We start from the raw sequence: 15,885 nt of genomic DNA on the forward strand, positions 1-15,885 counted from the left end.
ACCAGCGCGGGACCATTCACAAGACCAGAAGGACTCATTTTCAGGTATGAATCGTAGACGATTTATTAAAGGTTCAATGGCAATGGCCGCCGTGTGCGGTTCCAGCGGTATTGCTTCCCTCTTTTCTCAGGCGGCGTTTGCCGCGGAATCCGATATTGCGGATGGTAAAATTGTCCGTTTTGATTTTGCTGGTCTGCAATCAATGGCCCAGGCGTTAGCGAAAAAGCCCTGGGGTGGCGCGCCGGGACCCTTGCCGGATACGCTCGCCAATCTGACGCCGCAGGCCTATAACAGCATTCAGTATGACGCGGCGCATTCACTCTGGAACGGTGTTGCCAACCGGCAGCTCGATATTCAGTTTTTCCACGTAGGGATGGGCTTCCGTCGTCGCGTACGCATGTTTTCCGTTGATACGACGACGCATCTTGCTCGCGAGATTCATTTTCGCCCGGAACTGTTTAAATACAACGATGCCGGCGTTGATACGACGCAACTGGAAGGGCAGAGCGATCTCGGTTTCGCCGGTTTCCGTGTCTTTAAAGCGCCGGAACTGGCGCGGCGCGATGTCGTCTCCTTCCTGGGCGCCAGTTATTTCCGGGCGGTAGATGATACTTATCAGTATGGCCTATCGGCTCGCGGGCTGGCGATAGATACCTATACTGACGGTCAGGAAGAGTTCCCTGACTTCACCGCATTCTGGTTTGACACCGCGAAGCCGGGCGATACTACGTTTACCGTTTACGCTCTGCTGGACAGCGCTAGCGTGACGGGCGCGTATAAGTTTGTGATCCATTGCGAAAAAACGCAGGTGATCATGGATGTAGAAAACCATCTCTACGCCCGTAAAGATATAAAGCAACTTGGCATTGCGCCGATGACCAGTATGTTTAGCTGTGGGAATAATGAACGTCGGGTATGCGACACCATTCACCCGCAAATTCACGATTCCGATCGGCTGGCGATGTGGCGGGGTAACGGCGAGTGGATTTGCCGCCCGCTGAATAATCCGCAGAAATTGCAGTTCAATGCATATATGGACGATAACCCAAAAGGGTTCGGCCTGCTGCAACTCGATCGCGATTTCTCGCATTATCAGGATGTGATGGGCTGGTACAACAAACGTCCGAGCCTGTGGGTGGAGCCGCGCAGTAAGTGGGGGAAAGGTGCAGTTAGCCTGATGGAGATCCCAACCACTGGCGAAACTCTGGATAATGTGGTCTGTTTCTGGCAGCCGGAAAAAGCGATCAAAGCCGGGGATACGCTGGCGTTTAATTATCGTTTGTACTGGAGCGCGCAGCCGCCGGTACAATCTCCGCTTGCGCGGGTCATGGCGACCCGTACAGGGATGGGCGGCTTTCCCGAAGGCTGGGCGCCGGGCGAGCATTACCCGGATAAATGGGCGCGCCGTTTTGCTATTGATTTTGTCGGCGGCGATCTGAAAGCGGCCGCGCCAAAAGGCATTGAGCCGGTAATTACGCTCTCCAGCGGTGAGGCGAAGCAGGTTGAGATCCTCTACGTAGAGCCTTTCGACGGTTATCGTATCCAGTTTGACTGGTATCCGACCTCGGATTCTACGGCACCGGTGGATATGCGTATGTTCCTGCGCTGCCAGGGGGAGGCTATCAGCGAAACCTGGCTGTATCAGTATTTCCCGCCCGCGCCGGATAAGCGCCGTTATGTCGACGATCGTATCATGCGTTAGTCAGTTTGCCTTCTGTACCGCCACAAAGGCGGTACAGGTTGCGGAAATTGCCCTGACATAAACCCATTCGTGAGCCGCTGTTTTTGTGACACAACCTTTCCATCGTTCTATTTTTGCAACAGTCCTTCCTGTTTATCCCTCTCGATCCTGCGGACAGGGAACATTAAGATAACTTCACCTTATTTAAGATATAAAGTGAATATAATGAAAAAGAGTTTTCTTGGTGCTGCCCTGTCTCTGGGTTTATTAAGTGCTGCTCATGCAGATGTATATAAATTTGATAATACGCATACCAATGCGGTATTTAATATCGATCATTTCCAGACCTCAACCAATCATGGCGGGTTTTATGCTATTAGCGGCGAACTGAAATATCAGCCGGAAAAGCAAGTCGCAGAGATGCGTGTGACGATTCCCGTGAGCGCCTTAAATACCGGGGTGGATGCGTTTGATAACCATATTCGCAGTAGCGATATTCTGGATGCGGAAAAATATCCAGAAATAGTATTTAAATCGACAAAATGGCATTTTGACGATAATAAACCAGTTTCTATTGACGGTTTGTTAACAATGAAGGGAGTAACTAAGCCCGTCACCTTAACCACCACCAAGTTTGGCTGTTATATGAGCCCGATATTCAAGGCGCAGGTTTGCGGTGGTGATTTTGTCACGCAAATAGATCGCACCCAGTGGGGGATAGATTATCTGGTCGATATGGGGATGACGAAAGTTGTCGATATAAAAATCCAGGCAGAAGCGGTTAAGCAATAAAAGGAATAATGATGAAAACTCATCACCTCATTCGGGTAGTGGCCTCGCTGGCAATGTTGGCAACATCAGGCCTGGCTTATGCTGAAGAGTACAAAGCCAGCACGGACGAAAAAGCAATAAAAATGACGAACGTAGCCTCCCTGGAAGCGCGCGTTCAGGCCAGAATGGAGAAAGGGGCATTTGGTTATATTCGCGGCGGAGCCGAAGATGAGAATAACCTTCGCAGCAATACCGAAAGCTTTGACAAAAAATATATTATGCCGCGCGTATTACAGGGCATTGAGTTAAAAGAGATCGATTTATCAACGCAGCTACTGGGTATTCCGCTTAAAACGCCTATAATCCAGGCACCGATGGCGGCGCAGGGCCTGGCCCACGCCTCCGGAGAGTTGGCGACGGCGAAAGGCATGGCGCAGGTCGGTTCGATTTTCTCGTTGAGCACTTATGGCAACAAGACCATCGAAGAGGTGGCTAACGTTTCCGGGAAAAATCCGTTCTTCTTCCAGCTTTATATGAGTAAGAATAATCAATTTAACGAATTTATTCTTGCACAAGCGGTAAAACATGGCGCTAAAGCGATTATTCTGACCGTAGATTCGCCTGTAGGTGGCTATCGGGAAGAAGATATTAAAAATAACTTCCAGTTCCCGTTGGGCTTTGCAAACCTGGAAATGTTCGCCAGAAAAAATGACGATGGTTCAAAAACCGGAAAAGGGGCAGGGATAAGTGAAATTTACGCGCAGGCTAAACAAGCCTTTACGCCGGAGGATATTGCCTATGTACATCGTATTTCCGGTCTGCCGGTTATCGTAAAAGGCATTCAGTCGCCGGAGGATGCTGAAATTGCTATCCAGGCCGGAGCCGCAGGAATATGGGTTTCTAATCATGGTGGCCGTCAATTAGACAGCGGGCCGTCCTCATTCGACATGCTTCCTGCGATTGCAAAAGTTGTCAACAAGCGAGTGCCTGTTATTTTTGACAGTGGAGTACGCCGTGGTTCGCACATATTCAAAGCGTTAGCCAGCGGGGCGGATATTGTGGCGGTTGGCCGGCCTGTATTATACGGTCTTAATCTTGGCGGCGCTCAGGGTGTGGCATCAGTGATTGAACAGCTAAACAAAGAGCTGACAATTAACATGATGTTGGGTGGCGCCAGAAATATTGAACAAGTGAAAACGACACGCTTGTTAACTGAAAAAGATCTGCCCCAGTAATATAAAGGTCGGGTACTATACCCGACCTTTTCCTGTATGATTTTCCTCAACAACGCTTTCGGTAGAAAATGACGCGCTCTGTTTCCTCAAATCCTAACGCCAGGTGAACTTTCTGTGAAATTGTATTTTCCGGCGAGGTATCGGAAGCCATTTCCCGACACCCTTTATTCGTTCCCCATCGTTGCACTGCTGCAATCAATTGTTTCGCTACGCCGCGTTGACGGAACGAGGGGAGAACAAAAATACCTTCAAGGAAAGCCACGGGCGAACTGTCACAGCCATTGACATAATCGTGGCGGATTGAGGCATCCGCAAAGCCAATCGCCACCCCGTCTGCCATCGCAATAAATGATGCCAGATGATCGGCTTGCAGAATTTCTTCGCCGTCCGCCAGATGGGCGTCATCCGGGTGACCAGGCCAGAGCTGTTTTCGCAATCCGCGCCAGAGCTCCAGATGGGTTTTGTTCATTTGCCTGATGTCCATTAACGCGCTCCTGATGAGGGGTCTGGCATGATGAGACGGCAGCCCGCCTGCTGATAACGTCGGGCGATAGCAGACGGGAGCGCGCTGTCGCTAAGGATGGTAGTAATACAGGACAGCGTCGCCACCGCATGGGGTTCTACAGTATCAAACTTTGAATGATCGGCCATCAATATGACCTCGCGTGAGCGCTGAATAATGCGCGTTTTGACGCCTACTTCAAACATGGTAGCGTTGGTGATGCCCGTTTCAATCGACAGCGCATCGCAGGAGATAAAGGCGCGTTCAACGGCAAAGGCGTTAATCATCTCCAGCGCCAGACTCTCGCCCACCGAAAAGTAACCGGGGCGAATCAGTCCGCCGATAATGTAACTCTCTACGTGTGGGAAGCCACCCAGTTCGTTAGCGATTTTGATGTCATTGCAAATGACTTTTACTTTGGCGTCGACCAGACATTTTGCCAGTTCCAGACAGGTGGAGCCGGAGTCGAGAAAAAAGCAGTCTCCATCCTTGATGAACGTGCGGGCGAGGGCGGCGATTTCGCGTTTCGCCTCGCTTTGTAACGTTCGCTTAACGTCGAAAACATATTCTTTATCTTCCGTACTGTCGTCGAAGTCAATACAACCATGGCCGCGAACCATACCGGGATAACGGCTGGCGATATAGTGAAAATCCCGGCGCACGGTTGCCTCAGCATAGCCAAAAAGCTCAATGGCTTGCTGTGTTGAGAGGTGCCTGTGTTGCCAAAGGTAATGCAACATCTGTTTGATACGGTCGGGGCGCTGTTGACTCATCAGCATATGACTCCTTTATAGCGCGGTGAATTGTGACAACGTCACATCATAGTTCGCCGTCGTGAACAACGCCCGGCCAATCACCAGATGCTGTGCGCCTGCGGCGGCAAGCAGCCGTGCGGCGCGAAGTGTAATACCGCCGTCCGCCCAGCATTCCGCAGCAGGGAAATGCTCTCTGCTCTGACTCACTTTTTCACACATCGCGGCGATAAATTGCTGCCCGCGCCCGTCGGGTTCGCTGGTCATGATCATCAGCGCATCCAGTTGTAATGCCAGATAACGATAAGGCAATAGCGGCGTTGCCGGGTTAAGCGCCAGTCCTGCTTTCGCCCCGATAGCGCGAATATCCGCCAGAATCTCCGAGGGGTTTTGCACGCTTTCGGCATGAATGAAAATCCAGCCGGGGCGGATAGCTGCAAGCCAGGGTAACCAGCGTTGCGGCGATGAGACCATCAGGTGAAATGAGAGCGGATGGCGAGTGTATTGTGCGACTGCCTGAATGGTTTTCATACCGAAGGTAATATTGTTGATGAAACTGGTATCTTCGATATCCAGATGCAGCGAGCCGAGGGGCGCATCGTGTAAAGCGGTCAACGCCTCGGCATAGCGCAGCGGATCGGCGGAGGCCAGTGAAGGGTGCAGGATCATCGAAACCTCCATCAGCGCAATGCGGTTAATTGCGCGAAAAGCGCGGCGTCATTTGGCGCATCTTGCAGCATTGCGACGCTTTCCGGCGAGTCGAGCCACTGGCTGATGCGTTGAATGGTGCGAATATGTGCTTCGGCATCCGTGGCGCTGGCGCAAAGCAACAGCCAGATGGGATCGCAATCCGCATTGCCGAAAGCGACCGGCGTTGCTAACGTAGTGACGCTGATTTGATTATGGTTAGCGCCTTGCTCTGGTCTGGCATGGGGCAGCGCAATCCCCGGCGCGATAAGATAATATGGCCCCCATTTAAGGGTGTTCTCAATAATACCGTCCAGGTAGCAGGGGGCCGCCGCGCCGAAGGTAATCAGCGGACGAACGGCGATATCCAGCGCGTGTCGCCAGTCGCTGGCATGGCGTTGCGCCTGAACCCACTTAACATCATTAATCATCGATCGTTGACTCCTTGCCGGTTCGGGTTACTCTGGAACCGATCCCCGGCGTGTCTTTTGGCGAAGGCGACGGAGATCGGCAGAAGAGTTATCGCTCTCTGCAGGGGATAAGCGTTTTGCTTATCCCCATTTTATTGTCGGATATGGCGTACTTTCTCCATAAACTTCGCCACGCGCGCCTGGTCGACAAAGTTGGCGAAGACGCCGTCTTTTTTAAACGTGGTTGCCGTTACGCATCCGTCGGCAATGCAGAGCTGCTCCTCGACGTTTTCCAGACACACCCCGGTATTCGCCAGCACGACCGTGCCGGGGACGGTCTCTTTTACTCGCTTCAGTATGGCGCTATCCGTGCGAGCGCCCGCCGTCAGCCCCGAGACGCACAGGGCATCGGGGTTATTGTTAAATACGGTCGATTTCGCAATTGAACAGACATCGCGGTTTCCCAGATACACCGCCGCTTCCGGCACGATGTTAAACAACGTTTTCACGTGGCCTGCGCCGATGCGATGCTGATGGCGAATGGTTTCGCCGACATTCGTATCCCAGACGCCAAAATCGCTGGCGTAAGCGCCGGTGAAAATTTCGCGGATAAATTTTGCGTCGGTCGCCATCGCCAAATCAAACGAGGCCACAGGGTCCCACAACACGTTTACCCCAAACGGTACGCGAATTTCACTCATTAACTGACCGATGATTCGTGCCATCGCGGCAGTCGTTTCCGGTCTGACTTTCGTTAAATAAGGCAGACTAAATTCATTGGAGAACATCACCGCATCCACGCCGCCATTTTGTAGCGCCATTAAATCGTCATGGGCGCGGTCAATTACCCAGTTCATGCCTTTCTTTGTATCGAACCCGGGATCGCCCGGCAGCGCCCGTAAATGGCACATGGCGATAACGGCTTTTTCTGTTCCTATTACCTCTTTTAGCCAACTCATTCTGGGTTGCTCCTTATTCCGGTAGTTCACGTTTACGTAAGACAAGTATGATGCTGGCGACAATGCCGACCACAATAACCACGCCAATCATGCCCAGCGACATCAATTCAGATATTGACCAGCCAAACATATTTCCCACCGACAGCGCGGTAATTTGCGCGTTTTCAGCGGCGAAGCTAAAGCCGCCTTTGAGCGCCATATCGGTAAAGTACGGCGCGAACTGGGTGGCGATCAGCAAAACGGTAATCATGACAATGATGCCGCTGAGCAGAGTACGAATCAGATCGCCGCGATGAATAACCGTGGCCATGCAGATAAAAAATGGCGCGACCGGTAAATCAGCCAGCGGCAGGACTTTATTGCCCGGCAGTATGCTCGCCAGAATTAACATGATGGGAATTAACAGCAGTCCAACCGCGATGGTGGTCGGGTGGCCTAACGTCACTGCGGTATCCAGACCGATAAAGACTTCGCGCCCTTTAAAGTGTTTCTGGAAGAACTTACGCGCGCCGTCGGAAATGGGCATTAATCCCTCAACGATAAGGCGAATCATGCGCGGAAACAGCACCATAATCGCCGCCACGGTAATCATTAAGGTTGCGCATCCTTTAAAGCCTTCGCCTGCGGCAAGTCCGAAGATCAGCCCGAGAACAACGCCAATGATCACCGGGTCGCCGACCATCCCATACCGTTTTTGGATCTCCTGAGCGTCAATATTGCGTCCTTTCATAAACGGTATTTTTTCGTATATCGCATCCAGCAATACGAACAACGGCACGGAGCTGGAGCCATACCCTTGCGGAATAGAAATCCCTTCCAGACCCACAATGTTCTGTACTCGTTTCGCCGTCCAGTCGGCCATTTTCAACGACAAGGCGGCATGGCAAATCGCGCCCAGTACGCCATAAATCAGACTGCCGGTCATCAACTGGACGACCGTTCCGGTAATGGCGTAGTGCCAGTAGTTATAAATATCAACGTTCATGGTTTTGGTCAGACGAGTCACCAGCATACCGACGTTGAGCAGAAAGATAACGGGAATGATCATCGCGCCGATGGCCGTCGCATAGCCGACGCCGGATGCGGGTCCGGCGCCGACGTCAAACACATGCAGCGTCAGGCCAAAACGCTCAATCATCACTTTAATCGGCGGACTGAGACTGTCGATCGCCATGACGATCACCAACCCCATGCCGACAAAACCGATGCCGACCGTCACCCCGGCTTTCACCGCCTGCAGCCAGGGAATACGAAAGATTAAGCCGATGATAATCATAATGATGGGCACAAAAACGGTGCCGCCGAGAGACAGGATGTAATCAAACATAATGCCCCCTTTATTGTGTTAACAGCGCCTTGATTTCTTGTTTTAATGCGTCGTCGTTGATGCCTGTCAGCAGGGCGGCGCCGTTGAGCGTCGGGATGCCATAGTCACTGTGCGTACGCATGGACGTTACGATGAGATCCATACCGTTACAGTTCAACGGGATCTCATTCAGACAACATTGCGCCGTGGTTGCCGCAATGCCTTGCTCCGCAAGAAAGTCCTGCAGTTTTTGTGCAATCATGGTTGATGTCGACATGCCGGTACCACATGCCACAAGGATCTTCTTCATCATGGTCGTGCCTCTTGTGTAGCGCCTGTTTCAGGCTCAATGGGAAACTGTTCTGGCGACATATTGGCCAGCGCAGTCAGTAAACGGATACAATCAGCCAGGTCGCGCAGGCTGGCGACTTCGGCTGGCGAGTGGGTATAGCGGCAGGGAATAGAAAGACTGGCGCAGGGAATACCGTCCAGTTCAACCTGAATGTAGCCGGTTTCGGTGATGACGCCTGGCGCGACTTCTCGCTGTACGGGAATATTATTTTCGTGCGCGGTGGTCTCCAGCATCCGCAGCAAACGCGGCGGCGTAATCAGTCCCGCCAACGTACCGCGTCCGTGATAGTTCAGACAGGTGATGCCGACGCCGTGGTTGACCCGCACATCCGAGTAATCCTGCAGGTCAGGCGTGTCGCAGGATGGGGTGATATCAATACCAATCGCCAGGTCGGGGCGCACGCGTCGTAAAACGGGAACAATCCCGCGAATATTGAACTCTTCCTGCACCGACGCGACCAGGAACACCGCGATATCGAGCGGTGTGGAGGCGAGAGCCTCGGCGACGCCCAGTAGCGCCGTACACCCCAGTCTGTCATCCAGCGCCTTACTGCATACCAGGTCGTTGCCCAGACAGTGCGGCGGGTTGTAAAGGGTTACTGGCGTCCCCACCTGAATACCCATTCGTTCGGCATCCGCTTTATCTTTTGCGCCGATATCAATCCAGAGTTTATCGAGAGCGGGTGGCTGGGTGCGCTCGTCACCCTTCGCGAAGTGATATGCTTTAATACCGATACAGCCCATGATATCGCCTGAACGTCCGGCAAGCGTCACAATCGAACCGGGCATAGTAATTTGCGCCGGGCCGCCCACGCGTTCAAAACGTAAAAAACCGGAGGGTTCGATCTTGCGTACCATAAAACCCACTTCATCCATATGCGCAAAAATCATCAGGCGAAGCGCGTCGGGTTTATCGCTGCCATAACGGGCGACGACATTGCCTAAGCGATCCCGCCAGACGTCTTTGGCCTGCTGTTCAAACGCGTGCTGCATAACGTTTGCAATACTGCTTTCATGTCCTGAAATCCCGTTTAGCCGCAGTAAAGAAAAAAGCGTTTCCTGCACAGAAAAGGTCATTGGCGTCTCCGTGGTGATAAAACAATCAGTCGTTGAGCGTTTTATAGGCGGAGAATGGTTGGATAAGTGTGAAATGTGTCACGCGGAAATACGCTAAATATGGCCAATAAAAAATAATGTGATGGCGATACAATAAAAACGCTCATATCACCTGCGGGTTATCGGTAAACCAGGCTATTTATGTGATTACGACCAACAACGAAGAAGGGCAACGCGATGGTGGAAATTATTCCTGTTAGCACGACGCTGGAACTGCAAGCGGCAGATGAAAGTCATGTTCCGGCGCTGCACCAACTGGTACTCAAAAACAAAGCGTGGCTACAACAGTCGCTCGACTGGCCGCAATATGTCACGTCGCAGGAGGAAACGCGTAAGCATGTGCAGGGTAATATGCTGTTACACCAGCGTGGTTACGCCAAAATGTACCTGATTTTCTGCCAGGATGAGATGGCGGGCGTACTCTCATTTAATGCCATCGAACCGGTAAACAAAGCCGCCTATATCGGTTACTGGCTGGATGAGTCCCTCCAGGGACAAGGGATAATGTCGCAATCATTACAGGCGCTGATGACACATTATGCCCGGCGCGGCGATATTCGGCGCTTCGTCATTAAATGCCGCGTTGATAATCAGGCCAGTAACGCAGTCGCACGGCGCAACCATTTTACGCTGGAGGGCTGTATGAAGCAGGCGGAGTATCTTAACGGCGACTATCACGACGTTAATATGTATGCCCGCATTATTGATGCGGATTAAAGGGAACCGACTAAGGGGGTACGCGTAATACGATCCTCGCCATTGATCACTTTTGGGCCGCGCAGGTGAATAGTATTGCCGTCAAAGGCTATAACCGTCGCCCGTCCGCTAATCTCGACCTGGCGCTCAATCAGAATTTCGCCCTGTATACAGGCCTGGCCTTCAATCAGCACGCGGTCGTCCAGTAAAATCGGGCCTCCGCGTATCTCAGCATGTCCGCCTACCAGCACATGATGTTTTAACACACAGTTGCCTTCGATTAACGCATGTTCCGCTACCTGTGAGCTGTAGCGAAGGGTAGGGATCGCATCTTCCTCTGTGCCAGCGATAACCCGCGCATGGCCATAGACTTTGGCGCAGTCACAGATCCAGACATTATTGTCTTTGTTGCCTTCAATGAGCGCGAAATCAAAGACCTCCGCCCGGTGCTCAATAAAAGCGTGAGTGATAGTGGCGTCGCCATAAAGCTGTACCTGATGGACAATCCGCGAATGGTTCACGGTGGCGCGATCGTAAATTTGTAAAATCTGCGCATGTTCATGCGTTAGTCCCTGAACGGCGAGAATTTCTGACTGGTTTAACACGCGGGCATCGCCATAAATCGCACACTCTCCGCGCACGGAAGAGGACTGAATGGTGACGTTGTCACTTATCCGCGCGCCATCGCTGATATCAGCGCGATCAATCCAGACGTTATCGCCTATTCGCACGTTATTGTAGAGCGTGCACGGCTGCGTGATACGCGCGTTCCCCGTAATTTCCGTGCCCGCAAAGGCCATCGCGTTTTCATCATAAATCCAGCAATCCCCCTGTTGTGACAGCACATTATCGGCATCAACCCAGCCGCCGGAGGTTCCGGCTTTAACATCGTTAAAATCCGTTACGGCAATAACTTGTCGTAATAAGACGCTTTTCTTCTCACCGTCTACCTGATAAGTAAAAGCACGAGGTTCTTCACTCAGTCGATATTTGGTCATAGGGAAATTCCGTGTGAACGACTAAGATAACCGTAGCAAAGGTACTGGCGAAACAACCAGAAATTCCATAAAATGCATTTCAAATATACTTTATAAATTAAACAAAATGCGTAATCACAAGCAGAGCGATCGCGTGCTCAATCTGCCTGCGGGCTATTTTGGCATCGTCCTTGGCACTATCGGTATGGGATTCGCCTGGCGTTATGCCAGCCAGATATGGGCAATAAGCCACTGGCCCGGCGACATCATGGTGATCCTGGCGATGATTATTTGGGCACTCTTGACCCTGGCGTTCCTTAGCCGTCTGGCGCGCTTTCCCCATAGCGTGATGGCTGAAGTGCGACATCCGGTAATGAGCAGTTTTGTCAGCCTGTTTCCCGCCACCACGATGCTGGTCGCGATCGGTTTCGTTCCCTGGTATCGCCCGTTGGCCGTTGCGCTATTCAGCGTGGGGGTCGTCATACAACTGGCGTATGCCGCCTGGCAGACGGCGGGACTTTGGCGCGGAGCGCATCCGGAAGAAGCGACAACCCCAGGACTTTATCTGCCCACGGTAGCGAATAATTTTATCAGCGCTATGGCCTGTGGAGCGCTCGGTTACAATGATGCCGGACTGGTGTTTTTAGGCGCAGGCGTCTTTTCGTGGTTAAGTCTGGAGCCGGTTATTTTGCAGCGACTGCGTAGCTGCGGCGAATTACCGGCGGTGCTGCGTACGTCGCTGGGTATCCAACTGGCGCCCGCGCTGGTCGCCTGTAGCGCCTGGCTGAGCGTCAATGGCGGGGAGGGCGACACGCTGGCGAAAATGTTATTCGGCTACGGTCTGTTACAGCTTTTATTTATGCTGCGATTAATGCCCTGGTATTTATCACAACCGTTTAATGCTTCCTTCTGGAGTTTTTCGTTCGGCGTTTCCGCGCTGGCGACCACGGGGTTACATCTTGGTCACGGTAGTGAATCAGGGCTTTTCCATATTCTGGCCGTCCCGCTGTTTATTTTCACTAACGCTATTATCGCCTTATTGCTGGTTCGTACATTTCTATTGCTGGTGCAGGGGACGTTGCTTATTCGCACTGAGCGCGCTGCACTGTTGAAAACGGAGGAAAAAAATGACCGTTCGTGACGAAAATTATTTTACTGAGAAATACGGATTAACCCGCACGCATTCGGATGTGCTGGCGGCGGCAAAGGTTGTCGCGCCAGGCCGAACGCTGGATTTGGGATGTGGCAATGGCCGTAATAGTCTGTATCTGGCCGCGAACGGTTATGACGTTACCGCGTGGGATAAAAATCCGGCCAGTATGGCTAACCTTGAGCGTATTAAAGCGGCAGAGGGGCTGGATAATCTGCAAACCGACATTGTCGATCTGAATACACTGACCTTTGACGGCGAGTACGATTTTATTCTCTCGACAGTGGTTATGATGTTTCTTGAGGCGCAAACCATTCCCGGTTTAATTGCCAATATGCAACGCTGCACAAAACCCGGCGGGTATAATTTGATTGTTGCGGCAATGGATACGCCGGACTTTCCCTGTACGGTGGGATTCCCGTTTGCTTTTAAAGAAGGCGAATTACGCCGCTATTATGAAGGATGGGACATGCTGAAATACAACGAAGATGTCGGCGAGCTTCACCGCACGGACGAAAACGGCAACCGTATCAAACTGCGCTTTGCTACGATGCTGGCGAGAAAAACGGCCTGAGCGATGCAAGTTCTGTAAGTCTCGCTGCGTTCGGCATTTTTTTGTCGGGTGCCGCGTTCAAATTGTGCTGTCGTTACCATTTTTAGTGCATCCAGAATGATTTCGTTTTGCTATTATTTCCTTTGCATCATTGCGAAGACTAAAGGGATCGTTTCATGCGTACTCATACTTTATTTAAAGTTGCAGTGCTTACTGGCTTGCTGGCGTTATCCGGCTGTGCGTCTAAAGTCACACAGCCGGATAAGTATTCTGGATTCTTAAAAAATTATTCGGACCTGCAGGAAACTACCTCCGCCACGGGGAAACCGGTGTTGCGCTGGGTAGATCCACATTTCAATGACTCTAACTATGATAGTATTGTTTACAATCCGATAACATATTATCCCGTCCCCAAACCAACGACCCAGGTCGGGCAGCAAGTTCTTGATAAACTGCTGGCTTATACGAACACTAAAGTAAAATCAGCAATTGAACAGCGCAAACCGCTGGTCACGACGCCAGGGCCGCGCAGTTTGATTTTCCGCGGGGCGATTACGGGCGTGGATACCAGCAAAGAAGGGCTGCAATTCTATGAGGTAATCCCTGTAGCGCTGATTGTGGCGGGCACGCAAATGGCGACGGGCCACCGGACCATGGATACCCACCTCTATTTTGAAGGTGAGCTGATAGATGCCGCGACCAACAAGCCGGTCGTCAAGGTAGTACGCCAGGGTGAAGGTAAAGACCTGAGCAATTCCAGTACGCCAATGGCGTTTGAGACGTTGAAACAGGTCGTGGATGACATGGCGACGGATACCTCTATGTTTGACGTTAATAAAAAATAATTCTGCGGCGCCATCGCAAGATGGCGCAAACCCCGGCAGATTAGCGGCCACCATCAGCCAGACAACGATGGGCGGCGCGTTCTCGTTAATACTGCGTAGCCTATTCCGCCAGCGATCAACCCCCAGAATGCCGATCCGATGCCCATCAGCGTTAGCCCGCTGGCGGTGACGAGAAATGCGATAACTGCCGCGTCACGCTCACTTTCGTGAGTAAGCGCCTGATACAGGCTACCGCTAATCGTACTTAACAGTGCCAGACCAGCCAGCATTTGCACCCAGCTAACCGGCAGGGCGACCATCAGCTCGGTTATCGAACCGCCAAACCACCCGGCAAGTAAATAAAAAACGCCTGCGGCGGCGGCCGCTAACCAGCGACGCGTTGGATCGGGGTGCGCGTCCGGGCTTTGACAAATGGCGGCTGTAATGGCGGCAATACAGATAGAATAAACGCCAAATGGCGAAAGCAGCAGCGCCAGCAAGCCGGTAAAAATCATTAACGGAGAGACAGGAAGCTGATAGCCAGATGCCTTCATTGTGGCGACGCCGGGGGCGTTTTGCGATGCCATCGTCACCAGGAAGAGCGGTACCGCGACGCTCAGGCTTTGAGCGAATGAAAAGTGGGGGGGAACGAAGGTGGGCCACACCGGCGCGAAATGAATACCGCTCATCGCCACCTTACCCTAGATGAGCGCCACCGTTATTCCCATCACCATGGCAGCAATAACGGCATAGCGGGGCGCGAATACTTTAAAGAGTAGCCACGCCAATAGCATACCGCCGCACATGACAAACTCTCCGTTGAGCGTCCCGAACGCCTGCAGGCCGAAGCGTAGCAGTATTCCCGCCAGCATTGCAGCGGCAAGAGAATGGGGGATTATCCGCATCAAACGAGCAAACAATCCCGTGACGCCGCACAGCACAATCAGGGCATTGGCGACAATGAATATGCCCACGGCGTCTGGCAACGATAATCCCTGAAGCCCTGTCACCAACAGAGCGGCGCCAGGCGTTGACCAGGCGGTTAAAACCGGCGCACGATACCACAAGGTTAACGTTAGTGTGCTTATGCCCATGGCTATACCGAGGGCGGTCATCCAGCCGGCGATCTCTGTGGGTGTTGCGCCAGCGGCAAGCGCCGCCTGCCAGATAATGGCGGCGGAACTCGCATAGCCGACCAGAACGGCGACCAGACCAGATAATACAGTAGGTAACGGCAGTGATAACAGACGCATGATCGCCTCTTGTGCGTTATAACGGTCAGTCAATGTAGCATTGTGCGTTATAGCGTACAAGTGATACGCTATGGTCTTACTGGGGGGAAAAATGGATAACCTGACACACTATCTGGCGACCACGTTAAGAACGTTACGCCATCAGCGAGGCTGGAGTTTATCGCGTCTGGCGGAGATCTCCGGCGTCTCAAAAGCCATGTTGGGGCAGATAGAGCGTAATGAATCCAGTCCGACAGTCGCAACGCTGTGGAAAATTGCGACGGGCCTGAACGTTCCATTCTCAATGTTTATTTCGCCTCCGCAGGCCGAATTTCCTCCAACCTTCGATCCCCAGCAGCAAGCGATGGTAATTACACCGCTGTTTCCGTGGGATCCTGAACTCTGTTTTGACTATTTTTCTCTATTGCTGGCGCCTGGCGCGGTCAGTGAATCAACGCCGCATAAAGCCGGCGTTATCGAACATGTGGTGGTGATTCAGGGTCGGCTGGACATGTGTACTGGTGGGGTATGGCAAACAATAGACGCTGGTAAAGGTTTGCGTTTTGCCGGTGATACGGCGCATACCTATCGCAACAGCAGTGACCAGACGGTTCATTTTCACTCGCTGATCCATTACCCACGTGATTAAGCGGGAAAACTATTTCGTTAGTTTGCGCTTCTGA

The 15,885-nt window shown here is 52.2% G+C and carries 17 protein-coding genes and 1 pseudogene; 8 read left to right on the forward strand and 10 right to left on the reverse strand.

The genetic code is table 11. The features are described 5' to 3' along the window. The first annotated feature begins 46 nt into the window (after positions 1-46). The 3 genes from NA197_RS00745 to NA197_RS00755 all read left to right on the forward strand — a co-directional run bounded on the left by NA197_RS00745 (position 47) and on the right by NA197_RS00755 (position 3,687). Positions 47-1,702, forward strand: a complete 1,656-nt coding sequence (locus NA197_RS00745) for a glucan biosynthesis protein D (RefSeq protein ID WP_001081955.1) — start codon at positions 47-49, stop codon at positions 1,700-1,702. A 195-nt stretch (positions 1,703-1,897) separates the two neighbouring features. After that, the gene (locus NA197_RS00750) at positions 1,898-2,473 is read left to right on the forward strand and encodes a YceI family protein (RefSeq protein WP_074181596.1); all 576 of its coding nucleotides are present in this window, start codon (positions 1,898-1,900) and stop codon (positions 2,471-2,473) included. Positions 2,474-2,484: 11 nt separating this feature from the next. Then, positions 2,485-3,687: a lactate oxidase gene (locus NA197_RS00755; protein ID WP_023240774.1), complete on the forward strand. Its 1,203-nt coding sequence runs from the start codon at positions 2,485-2,487 to the stop codon at positions 3,685-3,687. Between the two features lie 46 nt (positions 3,688-3,733). Here the strand turns inward: NA197_RS00755 and aac(6') are convergent, their stop codons facing one another. From aac(6') to NA197_RS00795, 8 genes are all read right to left on the reverse strand, one after another. After that, complete coding sequence (gene aac(6'), locus NA197_RS00760; protein WP_064043131.1) at positions 3,734-4,171, reverse strand: cryptic aminoglycoside N-acetyltransferase AAC(6')-Iy/Iaa; 438 nt, start codon at positions 4,169-4,171, stop codon at positions 3,734-3,736. Further along, positions 4,171-4,962, reverse strand: coding sequence for a DeoR/GlpR family DNA-binding transcription regulator (locus NA197_RS00765; protein WP_001682390.1), 792 nt, complete (start codon positions 4,960-4,962; stop codon positions 4,171-4,173). The genes aac(6') and NA197_RS00765 overlap by 1 nt, the downstream gene beginning before the upstream one ends. A gap of 15 nt (positions 4,963-4,977) precedes the next feature. Next, a complete protein-coding gene (locus NA197_RS00770; RefSeq protein WP_023195772.1) occupies positions 4,978-5,610 on the reverse strand; it encodes a ribulose-phosphate 3 epimerase family protein in 633 nt (210 codons plus the stop codon). A gap of 11 nt (positions 5,611-5,621) precedes the next feature. Further along, positions 5,622-6,059 carry an SgcA family PTS sugar transporter subunit IIA gene (gene sgcA, locus NA197_RS00775; RefSeq protein ID WP_000606454.1) on the reverse strand — a complete coding sequence of 146 codons (438 nt, stop codon included), beginning with the start codon at positions 6,057-6,059 and terminating at the stop codon, positions 5,622-5,624. A 131-nt stretch (positions 6,060-6,190) separates the two neighbouring features. After that, on the reverse strand, positions 6,191-6,997 hold the full coding sequence (gene sgcQ, locus NA197_RS00780) for a BtpA family protein SgcQ (protein WP_064043132.1): 807 nt from the start codon (positions 6,995-6,997) through the stop codon (positions 6,191-6,193). A 13-nt stretch (positions 6,998-7,010) separates the two neighbouring features. Then, positions 7,011-8,324 (reverse strand): PTS sugar transporter subunit IIC SgcC, encoded by a 1,314-nt coding sequence (sgcC, locus tag NA197_RS00785; protein ID WP_000460835.1) that lies wholly within the window; start codon positions 8,322-8,324, stop codon positions 7,011-7,013. Between the two features lie 10 nt (positions 8,325-8,334). Continuing rightward, positions 8,335-8,616, reverse strand: a complete 282-nt coding sequence (gene sgcB / locus NA197_RS00790) for a PTS sugar transporter subunit IIB SgcB (RefSeq protein WP_000976132.1) — start codon at positions 8,614-8,616, stop codon at positions 8,335-8,337. Continuing rightward, positions 8,613-9,731: a M42 family metallopeptidase gene (locus NA197_RS00795; protein ID WP_000144621.1), complete on the reverse strand. Its 1,119-nt coding sequence runs from the start codon at positions 9,729-9,731 to the stop codon at positions 8,613-8,615. The genes sgcB and NA197_RS00795 overlap by 4 nt, the downstream gene beginning before the upstream one ends. Positions 9,732-9,947: 216 nt before the next feature. Here NA197_RS00795 and rimL point away from each other — a divergent pair, with 216 nt between their 5' ends. Beyond that, complete coding sequence (gene rimL, locus NA197_RS00800) at positions 9,948-10,487, forward strand: 50S ribosomal protein L7/L12-serine acetyltransferase (protein ID WP_064043133.1); 540 nt, start codon at positions 9,948-9,950, stop codon at positions 10,485-10,487. Here rimL and ydcK read toward each other — a convergent pair. Then, entirely contained in the window at positions 10,484-11,464 is a 981-nt protein-coding gene (gene ydcK / locus NA197_RS00805; RefSeq protein WP_064043134.1) for a YdcK family protein, read from the reverse strand. The two genes, rimL and ydcK, sit on opposite strands and share 4 nt — an antisense overlap. 106 nt (positions 11,465-11,570) lie before the next feature. Here ydcK and tehA point away from each other — a divergent pair, with 106 nt between their 5' ends. The 3 genes from tehA to NA197_RS00820 all read left to right on the forward strand — a co-directional run bounded on the left by tehA (position 11,571) and on the right by NA197_RS00820 (position 13,991). Then, positions 11,571-12,584 (forward strand): dicarboxylate transporter/tellurite-resistance protein TehA, encoded by a 1,014-nt coding sequence (gene tehA / locus NA197_RS00810; RefSeq protein ID WP_001243994.1) that lies wholly within the window; start codon positions 11,571-11,573, stop codon positions 12,582-12,584. Then, a complete protein-coding gene (gene tehB / locus NA197_RS00815) occupies positions 12,571-13,167 on the forward strand; it encodes a tellurite resistance methyltransferase TehB (RefSeq protein WP_000218276.1) in 597 nt (198 codons plus the stop codon). The genes tehA and tehB overlap by 14 nt, the downstream gene beginning before the upstream one ends. Before the next feature lie 155 nt (positions 13,168-13,322). Beyond that, on the forward strand, positions 13,323-13,991 hold the full coding sequence (locus NA197_RS00820; RefSeq protein ID WP_001259025.1) for a DUF3313 domain-containing protein: 669 nt from the start codon (positions 13,323-13,325) through the stop codon (positions 13,989-13,991). Between the two features lie 53 nt (positions 13,992-14,044). On the opposite strand, the pseudogene NA197_RS00825 reads toward NA197_RS00820, so the two are convergent. Then, a pseudogene (locus NA197_RS00825) lies at positions 14,045-15,223 on the reverse strand (benzoate/H(+) symporter BenE family transporter). Positions 15,224-15,314: 91 nt separating this feature from the next. Here NA197_RS00825 and NA197_RS00830 point away from each other — a divergent pair. Then, entirely contained in the window at positions 15,315-15,851 is a 537-nt protein-coding gene (locus tag NA197_RS00830) for a helix-turn-helix domain-containing protein (RefSeq protein ID WP_000369547.1), read from the forward strand. Positions 15,852-15,885: the final 34 nt, after the last annotated feature.

The organism is Salmonella sp. NW884 (assembly GCF_051700745.1).
Classification (GTDB): Bacteria; Pseudomonadota; Gammaproteobacteria; order Enterobacterales; family Enterobacteriaceae; genus Salmonella; species Salmonella enterica.

Bases quoted from the DNA above. Each gene is read 5' to 3' on its own strand.
- NA197_RS00755 (WP_023240774.1), top strand. From the start codon at position 2,485: ATGAAAACTCATCACCTCATTCGGGTAGTGGCCTCGCTGGCAATGTTG.
- tehA (WP_001243994.1), top strand. From the start codon at position 11,571: ATGCGTAATCACAAGCAGAGCGATCGCGTGCTCAATCTGCCTGCGGGC.
- sgcQ (WP_064043132.1), bottom strand. From the start codon at position 6,997: ATGAGTTGGCTAAAAGAGGTAATAGGAACAGAAAAAGCCGTTATCGCC.
- sgcB (WP_000976132.1), bottom strand. From the start codon at position 8,616: ATGATGAAGAAGATCCTTGTGGCATGTGGTACCGGCATGTCGACATCA.
- tehB (WP_000218276.1), top strand. From the start codon at position 12,571: ATGACCGTTCGTGACGAAAATTATTTTACTGAGAAATACGGATTAACC.
- rimL (WP_064043133.1), top strand. From the start codon at position 9,948: ATGGTGGAAATTATTCCTGTTAGCACGACGCTGGAACTGCAAGCGGCA.
- sgcA (WP_000606454.1), bottom strand. From the start codon at position 6,059: ATGATTAATGATGTTAAGTGGGTTCAGGCGCAACGCCATGCCAGCGAC.
- NA197_RS00745 (WP_001081955.1), top strand. From the start codon at position 47: ATGAATCGTAGACGATTTATTAAAGGTTCAATGGCAATGGCCGCCGTG.
- sgcC (WP_000460835.1), bottom strand. From the start codon at position 8,324: ATGTTTGATTACATCCTGTCTCTCGGCGGCACCGTTTTTGTGCCCATC.
- NA197_RS00770 (WP_023195772.1), bottom strand. From the start codon at position 5,610: ATGATCCTGCACCCTTCACTGGCCTCCGCCGATCCGCTGCGCTATGCC.
- NA197_RS00830 (WP_000369547.1), top strand. From the start codon at position 15,315: ATGGATAACCTGACACACTATCTGGCGACCACGTTAAGAACGTTACGC.
- NA197_RS00765 (WP_001682390.1), bottom strand. From the start codon at position 4,962: ATGAGTCAACAGCGCCCCGACCGTATCAAACAGATGTTGCATTACCTT.
- NA197_RS00795 (WP_000144621.1), bottom strand. From the start codon at position 9,731: ATGACCTTTTCTGTGCAGGAAACGCTTTTTTCTTTACTGCGGCTAAAC.
- NA197_RS00820 (WP_001259025.1), top strand. From the start codon at position 13,323: ATGCGTACTCATACTTTATTTAAAGTTGCAGTGCTTACTGGCTTGCTG.
- ydcK (WP_064043134.1), bottom strand. From the start codon at position 11,464: ATGACCAAATATCGACTGAGTGAAGAACCTCGTGCTTTTACTTATCAG.